The organism is Pseudomonas sp. GW821-FHT07G06 (assembly GCF_058986625.1).
The window spans coordinates 50923-63471 of record NZ_JBYSVW010000001.1; the positions used below are offsets into that span (position 1 = coordinate 50923).

Sequence of the window (12549 nt, forward strand, 5' to 3'; positions counted from 1 at the left end):
GATGTGGTGTTTATAATTCCCCGCTTGCCAACATTCGAGACCGGTATGACGGCCATCCACATCAAGTTTCCTTCCCTGACCCTCAAGGCCGGTCCGCGAGCTTTTGCGCGCATCCGTGAGAGCGGCTTGAACGCCGCCGAGGTCGGCACCCTGCCCGGTGCGGCCGGCGGTCCGAAGGCGCTGGGGATTCAGGGGCTGGACCTGGCGTTGTTCGGCGAGTGGCTGCCGGCGGCACCGCGGGAGCGCTCGCTGATTGGGGCATCGGTGGGCTCCTGGCGCTTCGCCAGCGCCTGCCTGCCGGACGCCGCCGAGGGCATCCGGCGTCTCGGGCAGCTGTACACCGAGCAAAACTTTGCCAAGGGCGTGACCATGGCGCAAATCAGCCAGAGTTCGCGGCGCATGCTCGATGACCTGCTCGACGGTCGTGATGCCTCGATCCTCGGCAACAGCGCCTACCGCCTGAACATCATGGTGGTCAAAAGCCACGGTCTGCTCGCCGACGACCATCGCGGTCGCCTGGGGCTGGGGCTGTCCTCGGTCATTGCCGACAACCTGCGCGGCCGGGCGCGGCTGGCCCGGCACTTCGAACGCCTGATCATCCACGACCCGCGCCTGGCGCCGCCGGTCGACGCCTTGAACGACTTCCCCTCGCGCTTCGTCGCCCTCGATGCCGGCAATTTGCGCCAGGCCTTGCTGGCTTCCGGCTCGATCCCGATGGTCATGGAAGGCGTGCGCGACCTGCCGGGCGCCGGCGCCGGCACCTTCCGCGACGGCGGTCTGCTGGACTATCACCTGGACCTGCCCTACAGCGGCAATGACATCGTGCTCTACCCGCATTTCACCGACCGGGTGATTCCCGGCTGGTTCGACAAGACCCTGCCGTGGCGCCGCGCCTGCCCGGCCCGCTTGCAAAACGTGCTGCTGCTGGCGCCGTCTAAGGAATACCTGGCGCGCCTGCCCTACGGCAAACTGCCGGACCGTAACGACTTCAAGCGCTTCATGGGCGACGCCCCGAGCCGGCAGAAATACTGGCGCACCACCATGGAAGAAAGCCGCCGCCTGGGCGACGAATTCCTCGAACTGGCCGCCAACGGTCGCCTCGGCGAGCGCTTGCTGACCCTTTAGTCAGGACAAACTGGTAAACTCGCCGCCTGCCCGAATCGCTGCGGCGAACGCCACCTGAACAGAGCTGAAAACACTGTGGAAATCTTCAAGGAATTTACTTTCGAATCCGCCCACCGCCTGCCCCACGTACCGGACGGCCACAAGTGCGGGCGCCTGCACGGTCACTCGTTCAAAGTGGCGATCCATTTGAGCGGCGATCTTGATCCGCACACCGGCTGGATCCGCGACTTCTCCGAGATCAAGGCGATCTTCAAGCCGCTGTACGAGCGTCTGGACCACAACTACCTGAACGACATTCCCGGCCTGGAAAATCCGACCAGTGAAGTGCTGGCCAAGTTTATCTGGAATGAGATGAAGCCGTTGCTGCCGGAGCTCAGTGCGATTCGTATCCACGAAACCTGCACCAGCGGTTGCATCTATCGCGGCGAATAAAGACACCACCCCCTTGTAGGAGCGAGCTTGCTCGCGATGAACGCCAGAGCACCGCGGGCTGCCAGATACCACGCGTAATCGTTGACGCTCTTCGCAAGCAAGCTCGCTCCTACAGTTGGTCAGAGAAATAAAGAACAGCCTTCATCGGCTGTTTTTTTATGCCTATGCTTTTTGCCTCTTCCCCCGCCAAGAGGACAAGCCCATGACTGACTGGCCACTGCCCCAGACCTATCGCTTCAAAGGGCACTCCGTGCGCTACGCCGTGCGCGGCGATGGCCCGCCACTGGTGTTCGTGCATGGCACACCCTTCTCCTCCTGTGTCTGGCACCGGATTGCCCCGCATTTCATCACCACGCACCGAGTGCACTATTTCGATCTGCTGGGCTACGGGCAATCCGAGAAAGTCGATGGCGACGTGTCCCTGGGTGTGCAGAACGAGTTGCTGTCACAGTTGCTGGAGCATTGGGGCCTGGATCGCCCCGACGTGGTGGCCCACGACTTCGGCGGCGCCACCGCCCTGCGCACACACCTGCTCAACGGCAAGGATTACCGCAGCCTGACGCTGATCGATCCGGTGGCGCTGATGCCCTGGGGCTCGCCATTCGTGCAGCATGTGCGCCAGCATGAGGCGGCGTTCAGCGGACTGCCCGATTACATCCAGCGCGCCATCGTGCCGACCTATATTCGCGGGGCCATCCAGCGCGACATCCCCGACGCCGAACTCGCCCCCTACGTTCAGCCGTGGCTGGGGGAGCCGGGGCAAGCGGCGTTCTACCGGCAGATCGCACAGATGGACGAGCGCTATACCCGTGAGGCCGAAGGCTTGTACCCGACGATTCGTTGCCCGGTGCAGATTCTCTGGGGTGAAGACGATCAGTGGATTCCCGTCGAACGCGGGCGCGCACTGCAGCAGATGATTCCCGGCGCGCAGTTCCATCCGATACCCAACGCCGGTCACCTGGTTCAGGAAGATGCGCCCGAAGCCATAGTCGCCGCGCTGCTGCGTTTTCTGCCCCTGCTTCAATCCACCTAAACAAACCCAATCCCCTGTGGGAGCGAGCCTGCTCGCGAAGACAATGTCACCTCCGACCTAGAATTGGCTGACACACCGCCTTCGCGAGCTGGCTCGCTCCCACATTGGATCAATGTCACTGGCGGGGACCGCCGTTGGCGAGCTAACGTAAAGGTATTGCCAATACGAATCGCTAAAAGGACTCGCACGATGCACATCATCAACGCCCGTCTGCGCAACCAGGAAGGCCTGCATGAGCTGAACCTGGAAAACGGCCTGATCAGCAGCATCGCCCGCCAGACCGAGGCCCCGACCCTGGGCCCTGGCGACCTGGATGCCGGCGGCAACCTGGTGGTGCCGCCCTTTGTCGAGCCGCACATCCACCTCGACGCGACCCTGACCGCCGGCGAGCCGCGCTGGAACATGAGCGGCACGCTGTTCGAAGGCATCGAGTGCTGGGGCGAGCGCAAGGCGACCATCACCCAGGAAGACACCAGGACCCGCGCCAAAAAAACCATCCAGGCCCTCGCCGCCCACGGCATCCAGCATGTGCGCACCCACGTCGACGTCACCGACCCGCAACTGACCGCGCTCAAGGCGATGCTCGAAGTGCGCGAGGAAAGCCGGCACCTGGTCGACCTGCAAATCGTCGCCTTCCCCCAGGAAGGCATCGAGTCGTACCGCAATGGTCGCGAGTTGATGGAAGAGGCGATCCGCATGGGCGCGGACGTGGTCGGTGGCATTCCGCATTTCGAATACACCCGCGACCAGGGTGTCAGTTCGGTGAAGTTCCTCATGGACCTGGCCGAACGCAGCGGTTGCCTGGTCGACGTGCATTGCGACGAAACCGACGACCCGCATTCACGCTTTCTCGAAGTGCTCGCCGAAGAGGCCCGCAGCCGCGACATGGGTTCACGGGTCACGGCCAGCCACACCACGGCCATGGGCTCCTACGACAACGCCTACTGCGCCAAGCTGTTTCGCCTGCTCGGGCATTCGGGGATCAGCTTTGTCTCCTGCCCCACCGAAAGCATCCACCTGCAAGGTCGCTTCGACAGCTTCCCGAAACGCCGGGGCGTGACCCGGGTCAATGAGTTGCTGGAAGCGGGGATGAACGTGTGCTTCGGCCAGGACTCCATCGTCGATCCGTGGTACCCGCTGGGCAATGGCAACATTTTGCGGGTGCTCGAGGCCGGGCTGCACATCTGCCACATGCTCGGTTATCGCAACCTGCAAAGCGCGCTGGACCTGGTGACGGACAACAGCGCCAGGGCCATGAACCTCGGCGAGCGCTATGGCCTGGAACGCGGGCGGCCGGCGAACCTGCTGATACTGTCGGCGGAGAGTGATTACGAAGTGATCCGCAGTCAGGGGTTGCCGCTGTACTCGGTGCGCGAGGGCAAGGTGTTGATGAAGCGGACGATGCCGGTGGTGGAGTTCGCTGGTCTGAGCTGAGATTTGCATTGACCCGAACTGGCCCCTTCGCGAGCAGGCTCGCTCCCACACTGGATTGATGTTGTTCACAAAACCCCTGTGGGAGCGAGCCTGCTCGCGAAGGCTATTTCAAAATCAATCCATCATTCGAGCCGTACCAAACAGACTGACCCGACTCAATCCCCCCCGCTCCTCTTCCAGCAAGATCGGCGCCGTGCCACCCGGCATCGTCACCTTCACTTCCCCGGCCCTGACCCAACCTACGCGCCAGGCCGCACAGGCCACCGCACTGGCACTGGTCCCCGACGACGCTGTCGGTCCCTCGCCGCGCTCGAACACCCGCGCAGCGATGTGCCCTTCTGACACGCGCATCGCCCATTGCAGATTGATCCCCGCCGGACAGGGTTTGCCTGCACCGACCGGCATGGCGTAGGCAATTCGCATCAACCCTTCACCCAGCGCGGGTTCTCGCATCTGCTCATTGCTCGGCAAGTCGTCGGCGTTTTCGACCAGCGTCACGCAATGCGGATTACCGACCCGCGCGAACTGGCTGCGCGACCATGCGCCATTGAGTGCCGACAGCGGTTTGACGTGGCTGAGTTCGCGGCCATTCAACAGCGCCGTTTCAACACCCTCGGCACTGACCGCCGACGGCCCGAAACCAGGCTGGCCAAGGTCAAGCCAAAAGCCCTGCACGCCCTCGACTTCAGCCGCTTTCACCGAAGTCTGCCCCGGTGAAGGCGTGTCGGACTTGTCGTGGTGAACCCTGAGCAGACAGGCTTCGTCGCGGGATAAAAGCCCTTGGTCGCTCAACGCCTGGGAAAAAATCGTCAGCCCGTTGCCACTGCGTTCGGCCAGGGTGCCGTCGGTGTTGACGATCAACAGGTCAAAGGGTGGCGACGACTGGAACGGTCCGACCAGCAAGCCGTCGCTGCGATGATCCTTGCTGCCGGCCGGTTGTGTGCCGGGTGCCCAGTTGCAGCAGGCTTCGATGGCCGCCACAGCCCATGCCTGACGAGTTTGTGCTGCGTGGCTGGCCTGATCGGGCAAGTCGATGCCCTGACGGCGCAATTCTTCGGGCGCAACCACGATGTAAATATTGCCCCGTGCATCGTACCTCTGCGCCATGGCGCCCTCCGTGTGTCATTGGAATGGCTCAACATATCGCGAAAAACAGCGGCGCTGTGCAACGATGTCGCCCTGTTTGACCGTAAAACTTTCCGGGCACTGATCGAACCCTCGCCGGTCGACCACTGTCCGTTGAGGACGTGACGTTTTTTGCCAGGGATTGATATGACCAGCCTCAACAGCCAGACCACCTTCGTTCCCGGCCGCCTGGAACAGATGTCCACGCGCATCGCCTTTTTCATCGCCGGGTTCGGCATCGCCGCGTGGGCGCCGCTGGTGCCCTATGCCAAGGCCCGGGCCGGGCTGGATGAAGGCACCCTGGGTCTGTTGCTGCTGTGTCTGGGGGTGGGTTCGATCCTGGCGATGCCGATGGCCGGGATCCTGGCCACGCGTTTCGGCTGCCGGCGGGTGACGACCGGCGGGACCTTGCTGATCTGTGCCGCCCTGCCGCTGCTGGCCACGGTGTCATCGATTCCGGCCTTGATCGCGGCGCTGTTCATGTTCGGCGCGGGCCTCGGCACGGTGGATTCGACCGTCAACCTGCAAGCGGTGATCGTCGAGCGCGCCAGCGGCAAAAACATGATGTCGGGTTTCCACGGCCTGTTCAGCCTCGGCGGGATTGTCGGTGCGGCAGGCGTCAGCGGCTTGCTTGGTCTGGGGATTTCGCCGCTGGGGGCCACGCTGGTGGTGATCGTGATGCTGCTGATCGCCTTGGCCAGGGCCGTGCCGCATCTGTTGCCCTACGGCAGTGAGAGCTCAGGGCCGGCGTTCGCAGTGCCCCATGGCATCGTCCTGTTTATCGGTGGCATGTGCTTCATCGTGTTCCTCGCCGAAGGCGCGGCGCTGGACTGGAGCGCGGTATTCCTGGCACAGGAACGTGGCATCGACACGGCGTATGCGGGCCTCGGCTATGCGGCGTTTGCCTTGACCATGACGGCCGGGCGTTTGACCGGTGACAAAATCGTACGGCGGTTGGGCGCGACACGGGTGATTGTGTTCGGCGGGTTGACGGCGGCCGCGGGCTTGTTTCTGGCGACGTTCGCCTCGAGTTGGGAGGCGGCGCTGGTGGGTTACGCGCTGCTGGGCGCCGGTTGCTCGAACATCGTGCCGGTGTTGTACACCGCTGTAGGCAAGCAGACGGTCATGCCCGAGAGCATCGCCGTGCCGGCCATTACCACCCTGGGTTATGCGGGAATACTCGCAGGGCCTGCGCTGATCGGCTTTGTCGCCCATGGCGCCAGCTTGAGTTTTGCCTTCGGGTTGATGGCGGTGCTGCTGGTGGCGGTGGCCATTGGCGGGAGGGTGTTGAAAGTCTGAAAAGCATCGCGAGCAGGCTCGCTCCCACAGGGTTGGCGTCGTACACATGATTTGTTAACGATGCGGTCATTGTGGGAGCGAGCCTGCTCGCGATGGGGTCCACTCGGTCTATCAGAACCCGACACTGGCCTGCACAAAGAACGTCCGCGGCGCGCCGACGTACATGCCCGAGTTGTTGTCGCTGGAGCGGGTGAAGTACTGCTTGTCGAAGATGTTTTTCACCCCGGCCCCCAGTTTCAGGTTCGACACCTGCGGGCCGAAATCATAGCCGCTACGCACGTTCCAGGTCACGTAACCCGGAATGTCGCCGAACTGGCCGTCGGCGGAGCCTTCGGTGATGTAGTTGCCGTTGAAGCTGCCGTCGGCGTTCACCCCGGTGCCCGGCGAGCGCTGTTTCGACTGGGCGAACGCATCGAGGTTCCAGGTCCAGCGGTTGATGTCATAACGCAGGCCGGCGGTGGCCACCTGACGGGAATAGAACGGCAGGTCACGGCCCTTGAAGCCCGGGATTTCACCTTCATAAGTGGCGCGGGTGTAGGTGAAACCGGCGTTGGCGGTCAGGCCGTCGAGGCGTGGGTCCAGCGCCGCCATATCGTAGTGCACCGAGGTTTCGATGCCCTGGTGCTTGGTCGCGCCGAGGTTGGTCCAGCCCACGTCATTGCTGATGTATTGCAGTTCGTCGTCGAAGTCGATGTAGAACAGCGTCACCTCGCCGCCCCACACGTCATCGTTGTAGCGCGTACCGATTTCGTAGGTCTTGGCCTTTTCCGGCTGCAGGCCGTTGGCAGGCTCATTACCGATACCGCCCTGCCCCAGCTGGAAATACTGCAGCGCGCCGAACGAGGTTTCGTAGTTGGCGAACAGCTTCCAGGCCTCGGACATGTGGTACATCACGCTCAGGGCCGGCAGCGGCTCGTTGCTTTCGATGCTGCGCTTTTTCTCCGGCACCCGTTTACCGGCCGTATCGAGTACCGGACGGTCATGCCAGTCGGTGCTGATGTGCTCGAAGCGAATACCCGGGGTGACGGTCCAGTTGCCCACATCGATCTTGTTGTCGACGTAGACCGAATTGGCCTCGGTTCCACCGGTACGGTCCTGATAGACATGGCCGTCCGACCCCGGACGCACGACGGGCTCGTTGTTGACCAGCGCCACACGGCTGGCCTCTTCGTGCATGGCTTCCTTCAGGTAGCGATAACCGACGCTGACTTCCTGGGTGGTCGGGCCCACATCAAACACATGGGAGACCCGTGGTTCGATACCGAAGGTGTAGTAGCTGCGCGGATAGGAGTTGAGTGTCTTCAGGTCACGCGAGGCGATGGTGCTGCCACGAAAACTGTCGGTGTAGTAAGTCAGCACTTCGGCCTGGGTGCGATCGTCGATCTGCCGCGCCCACTTGAAGGACACATCCTTGCGACGGCCGCTGAAGTTGTCGTAGTCGCGCACCGACTGGAACGGGTCGGCGTCGTACTGCGCCTGGGTCAGGCCGCCGGGCATGTCGGCCTTGGCGTCGTAGTAGTGGAAGTTGAGGCTGAAATCGTCGACATCGGTCGGCGCCCAATGGGTCTTGAGGATCACGTCGTCGATGTCGTTGCCGTTGTTGCTTTCACGGTAACCGTTGCCGTTCACGCCGGAGTACAACAGCGCCACGCCCATGCCGTTGTCGGCGGTGCCGCCCATGAACGCCGTGTCGATGTGTTTCCAGCCACCGTGCTGCGACGTTTCCAGGGTGGTGCCGATTTCCGCGGAGGCCTGTTCCGGGATCGCGCGGGTCACGAAGTTGATCACACCGCCGACGTTTTGCGGTCCGTAGCGCACGGAGCCGGCACCGCGTACCACGTCGATGCTGTCGAGGTTGCCGGAGGAAATCGGTGCCATGGACAGTTGTGGCTGCCCGTAGGGCGCGAACGCCGCCGGGATGCCGTCGATCAGCACGGTGGAGCGAGGCGACAGGCGCGAAGTCAGGCCGCGCACGCCGACGTTGAGGGAAATGTCGCTGCCACCGGTGCCGTTGGCGTCCTGTACTTGCACGCCGGGAACCCGTTTCAACACCTCGCCGACGTTCATCGCGCCCTGCTCGACCATGGCTTCGCGGCGCACCACCGTTCGTGCGCCAGGGTGGTTCTGCACCAAGGCGGCATCGGCGTCATCGAGCCAGTCGCCCACCACCTTGATGTCGGTCACGCCCAGCTCCAGCGGGCCGTTGGCCGCCGAAGTCGGTGCCGGCATCAGGGTCACCGAACCTTCATCGATCTGGTATTGCAGGCCGCTGCCTTGCAGCAACTGGCGCAGTGCGTCTTCCGGGGAAATATTGCCTTCCACCGCCGGAGCCTGTTTGCCGGCGACCAGTTCAGGGCTGAAGAACACCTGAAGTGAGGTTTGCTGGCCCAACTGGCTCAAGGCTTGTCCCAAGGGTTGCGCCGGGATGCGGATGCCGTCGGCGGCAAAGGCCTGGGGCAGTGCAACGTTGACCGCCAGGGCGAGCGCCAGCGGCAACCAGGGGAATTTGTTGTTTTTAGCGGTGGAGTTTTTCACGTCGAACGTAATCCTGTGGATCGCAAAAGTGTGCGCTTGTTAATGCAAACCAGTTGCAGTTGAACAGGAAGACGATGAACTCGAAAAAAACCTGAATTTTATTTTGAAATTATTTCCTGGCTGCCATCGCCAAGGGTGCGCACGGCCACCGGCAGAATGCTCGGCAAGGCCTTGAGCAGTGCGTCGGTGTTGTCGGACTTGAACACGCTGGTCAGGCGCAGATCGCCGACCGCTGCGCTGGCGACCTTGAGCGGCTTCTCCCGATAACGTGAGACCTGCTCGGCGACGTCGGCCAGGCTGGCGTTGTTGAACACCAGTTTGCCGCTGCGCCAGGCGGTCATTTCCGCCGGGTTGACGGCATAGGCGGCCGCGACCTTGCCTTGGGCATCGACGTGGGTGCCCAGGCCTGCGGTCAGATGGATGAAATCGTGATCGGCAGCCTCGCGCCCCTGGACCTTGACCGTGCCCTGCTCCACCACCACCCGGGTTTCGCTGGCGCCACGGCGTACGTCGAACCGGGTGCCGGTGACCGTGACCTTGCCACTGCCCGCCGCGACCACAAAGGGTCGGCGGGTGTCGTGCTCGACGCTGAACATCGCTTCGCCTTCACTCAGCTCAACGTGGCGTTGACCCTTTTCAAAACGCACCTGAATCCGGCTGCGGCTGTCCAGATCCACCGCCGAGCCATCCGGCAACGCCACATGGCGGCGCTCATTCAGGGCCGTTGAAAACTCGGCGGTGTAAGGCGCCGGATGATTCAGGCTGCTGAACAGACCCAGGCCGAGCGCCACCGCGAGCACGCTGGCGGCGACCGCGTAACGCAGCACCGGACGAGGTTTTTTCAGGGCTGGCGGGGTGTCACACAAGGCACGCAAACGCGCCGCCGGCAGCAAATCGGCGGCGCGCCACAAACCCTGGAGCACGTCGAATTCGTTTCGGTGTTGGGGGTGTTCGTCCAGCCAGGCCTGAAACCGGCGACGCACTTCGACATCGACGACAGGCTCCTGCAAACGTACAAACCATAGTGCCGCGTCATCGCGAACCGTTGTTTGCCCGCACGCACAATCACGAGTATCCATCATGGAAGTTCCTGTTGGGCCGGGGAAAAGACATCACACCGCATCTGCTTGGCGTAGGAGCTGCCGAAGGCTGCGATCTTTTGGCGATCTTGGCGTTGCCGAAGATCAAAAGATCGCAGCCTTCGGCAGCTCCTACGGGTAGGTTCGTGGCCGCAGCGCATCATGACTGCAACCCGTCCAGGCGATCGCGCAGGTGCCGAAGCGTGCGGATCATATACTTTTCCACCATGTTCTTGGACAGCCCCAGGCGTTCGGCGATTTCGGCCTGGGTCAGGCCCTCGATTTTCTGCCAGACAAACACCTTGCGGCAGTTGACCGGCAACTCGGTGAGCGCCCGTTCGATGGAATCAGCCAGCTGGATCGCGTGCATGAAATGCTCCGGGTCGCCGGTCGGCGACTCACTGAGATCGATCGCCTCTGACTCCATGGCGCCCCGCCGGTCCTCACGCCGATAACCATCCACGGCAATGTTGCGCGCGGTCTGGTGCAAATACGCCCGAGGCTGTTCCACCCGCGCCGAATCGGACTCAAGCACCCGCACGAAGGTATCGTGGGCCAGGTCCTCGGCCTGCTGACGATTCCTCAGGCGACGGGTCCAGGTACCAACCAACTCTTCGTAATGCTCGAAAAAGCCGTGTCTGCGGGGCAGCTTGAGGGTCATTGCGGTGTGCTGTGGAAACGGGGCGTGAATAGTAATGCTTCTTATTAAACCAAAGCAATCGCTTCCCACCTCAAACACGGTCCCTGTAGGAGCTGCCGAAGGCTGCGATCTTTTGATCTTTCTTGCAAAAATCAAAGATCAAAAGATCGCAGCCTTCGGCAGCTCCTACAGGGAACGCAAAAAGGCCGCTGATTGCTCAGCGGCCTTGTTCAATCCGACGGGTTAGTCCGTCTTGCAGGTACCCTCGAAGCCGTCACTCAGAGGTCGGTAATTTCCTTGTGGCGAGGCACCAGCATCTTCATCACACTCCACGCCACCAGATAGGCCAGCGCGCAGACGGCGAACATGATCATGTAGCCGGTGCGGATTTCACCCACCGATTTGTAGTAGTCGAACACCCAGCCACCGATCTTGGTCAGCAGGACGCCGCCCAACCCACCCGCCATGCCGCCAATGCCGACCACGGACGCGACGGTCTTTTGCGGAAACATGTCGGACACCGTGGTGAAGATGTTGGCCGACCAGGCCTGATGCGCCGACGCGCCCACACCAATCAGCAACACCGGTACCCAGACGCTGATGTGCCCCAATGGCTGCGCCAGCAGCACGACCAACGGGAAAACGGCAATCACCAGCATGGCTTTCATGCGGCCGTCATACGGCTTGTCGCCACGTGCCATGAAATAGCTGGGGAACCAGCCGCCGCCAATACTGCCGACCATGGTCATGCTGTACAGCACGGCCAGTGGCACCACGATGGCTGCGCCTTTCAGGCCGTACTGCTCCGACAGGTAGGTCGGAAGCCAGAAGAGAAAGAACCACCACACACCGTCGGTCATGAACTTGCCGAAGGCGAACGCCCAGGTCTGACGGTATTTGAGCAATTGGAACCACGAAACCTTTTTGCCGACGCCCGTCTGCACAGCGGCGCTGGCGGGGGAATCACTGCGGATGTGCGCCAGTTCCTCCGCCGACAGGCGCTTCTGTTCCTCCGGCTTGTCGTACAACACCAGCCATACGCCCATCCAGATGAAACCCAGCATGCCGATCACGATGAACGCTGTCTGCCAGCCCCACAGGCCGGCGATCAGCGGCACCGAAATGGGTGCCAGAATCGCGCCGACGTTGGCCCCGGAGTTGAAGATGCCGGTGGCGAAGGAGCGTTCCTTCTTCGGGAAATACTCAGCGGTGACCTTGATTGCGGTCGGGAAGTTGGCCGATTCACCGACCGCCAGCACGGCGCGCGACAGCATGAAGCCGGCGATCGAGACCGGGATGACCGCAATACCCAGCGCGCTACAGATGGCGGCAATACCCTCGCCCATGGGTTCTGCAAAGGCGTGCATGACGGCGCCGGTCGACCAAATGCAAATCGCCACCACAAAAGCGGCCTTGGTGCCGATCTTGTCCACTACACGGCCCGCGAACAGCATGGAAATCGCGTAGGTGAACTGGAAGACGGCGGCAATGTTGGCGTAATCGGTGTTGCTCCAGCCAAATTGCCTCGACAGATCCGGCGCCAGCAGGCTCAGCACCTGGCGATCGAGGTAATTGACGGTGGTTGCAAAAAACAACAACGCACAAATGGTCCATCGGTATTTACCGACAGACTGGCTGACGCGTTGCGCAGTAATGGGCTCGTTCAAGTTCATGGCATCACTTTATTGTAGATTTTGGGTGATGATCTCTCGGTGTAAAACGAGATCGATTGGGCCGCCGGGCTTCACTTCAATGCATCAGTCCACGACGAAACGGGCCATATTCCGCCGAGGGATTGGGCCAACTGATTTCGGACAACTCATCAGACAACTCACTGAGAAACGGGG

10 protein-coding genes are annotated in these 12549 nt (G+C 62.1%); 5 read left to right on the forward strand and 5 right to left on the reverse strand.

Annotated features, from left to right (window positions below):
* Positions 1-45: 45 nt before the first annotated feature.
* The 4 genes from AC3WJW_RS00230 (at position 46) to codA (ending at position 4024) form a co-directional block, all read left to right on the forward strand.
* Positions 46-1125 (forward strand): patatin-like phospholipase family protein, encoded by a 1080-nt coding sequence (locus AC3WJW_RS00230; protein WP_493724728.1) that lies wholly within the window; start codon positions 46-48, stop codon positions 1123-1125.
* A 75-nt stretch (positions 1126-1200) separates the two neighbouring features.
* Complete coding sequence (queD, locus tag AC3WJW_RS00235; RefSeq protein WP_003223505.1) at positions 1201-1557, forward strand: 6-carboxytetrahydropterin synthase QueD; 357 nt, start codon at positions 1201-1203, stop codon at positions 1555-1557.
* A 202-nt stretch (positions 1558-1759) separates the two neighbouring features.
* Positions 1760-2590, forward strand: a complete 831-nt coding sequence (locus tag AC3WJW_RS00240) for an alpha/beta fold hydrolase (RefSeq protein ID WP_493724729.1) — start codon at positions 1760-1762, stop codon at positions 2588-2590.
* 189 nt (positions 2591-2779) lie between these two features.
* Entirely contained in the window at positions 2780-4024 is a 1245-nt protein-coding gene (codA, locus tag AC3WJW_RS00245; protein WP_493724730.1) for a cytosine deaminase, read from the forward strand.
* A 114-nt stretch (positions 4025-4138) separates the two neighbouring features.
* On the opposite strand, the gene AC3WJW_RS00250 is transcribed toward codA, so the two are convergent.
* A complete protein-coding gene (locus AC3WJW_RS00250) occupies positions 4139-5131 on the reverse strand; it encodes a diaminopimelate epimerase (RefSeq protein ID WP_493724731.1) in 993 nt (330 codons plus the stop codon).
* A 165-nt stretch (positions 5132-5296) separates the two neighbouring features.
* Here AC3WJW_RS00250 and AC3WJW_RS00255 point away from each other — a divergent pair, with 165 nt between their 5' ends.
* Positions 5297-6448 carry an MFS transporter gene (locus AC3WJW_RS00255; protein WP_407801266.1) on the forward strand — a complete coding sequence of 384 codons (1152 nt, stop codon included), beginning with the start codon at positions 5297-5299 and terminating at the stop codon, positions 6446-6448.
* A 111-nt stretch (positions 6449-6559) separates the two neighbouring features.
* Here the strand turns inward: AC3WJW_RS00255 and AC3WJW_RS00260 are convergent, their stop codons facing one another.
* The 4 genes from AC3WJW_RS00260 to AC3WJW_RS00275 form a co-directional block, all read right to left on the reverse strand.
* Positions 6560-8983, reverse strand: a complete 2424-nt coding sequence (locus tag AC3WJW_RS00260; RefSeq protein WP_493724732.1) for a TonB-dependent siderophore receptor — start codon at positions 8981-8983, stop codon at positions 6560-6562.
* 98 nt (positions 8984-9081) lie between these two features.
* Positions 9082-10065: a FecR family protein gene (locus tag AC3WJW_RS00265; RefSeq protein WP_493724733.1), complete on the reverse strand. Its 984-nt coding sequence runs from the start codon at positions 10063-10065 to the stop codon at positions 9082-9084.
* Between the two features lie 157 nt (positions 10066-10222).
* Positions 10223-10723: a sigma-70 family RNA polymerase sigma factor gene (locus AC3WJW_RS00270; RefSeq protein WP_008021652.1), complete on the reverse strand. Its 501-nt coding sequence runs from the start codon at positions 10721-10723 to the stop codon at positions 10223-10225.
* A 257-nt stretch (positions 10724-10980) separates the two neighbouring features.
* On the reverse strand, positions 10981-12375 hold the full coding sequence (locus AC3WJW_RS00275) for an MFS transporter (protein WP_493724734.1): 1395 nt from the start codon (positions 12373-12375) through the stop codon (positions 10981-10983).
* Between the last annotated feature and the right edge of the window lie 174 nt (positions 12376-12549).

Bases quoted from the DNA above. Each gene is read 5' to 3' on its own strand.
- AC3WJW_RS00275 (WP_493724734.1), bottom strand. From the start codon at position 12,375: ATGAACTTGAACGAGCCCATTACTGCGCAACGCGTCAGCCAGTCTGTC.
- codA (WP_493724730.1), top strand. From the start codon at position 2,780: ATGCACATCATCAACGCCCGTCTGCGCAACCAGGAAGGCCTGCATGAG.
- AC3WJW_RS00255 (WP_407801266.1), top strand. From the start codon at position 5,297: ATGACCAGCCTCAACAGCCAGACCACCTTCGTTCCCGGCCGCCTGGAA.
- AC3WJW_RS00250 (WP_493724731.1), bottom strand. From the start codon at position 5,131: ATGGCGCAGAGGTACGATGCACGGGGCAATATTTACATCGTGGTTGCG.
- AC3WJW_RS00240 (WP_493724729.1), top strand. From the start codon at position 1,760: ATGACTGACTGGCCACTGCCCCAGACCTATCGCTTCAAAGGGCACTCC.
- AC3WJW_RS00265 (WP_493724733.1), bottom strand. From the start codon at position 10,065: ATGATGGATACTCGTGATTGTGCGTGCGGGCAAACAACGGTTCGCGAT.
- AC3WJW_RS00270 (WP_008021652.1), bottom strand. From the start codon at position 10,723: ATGACCCTCAAGCTGCCCCGCAGACACGGCTTTTTCGAGCATTACGAA.
- AC3WJW_RS00230 (WP_493724728.1), top strand. From the start codon at position 46: ATGACGGCCATCCACATCAAGTTTCCTTCCCTGACCCTCAAGGCCGGT.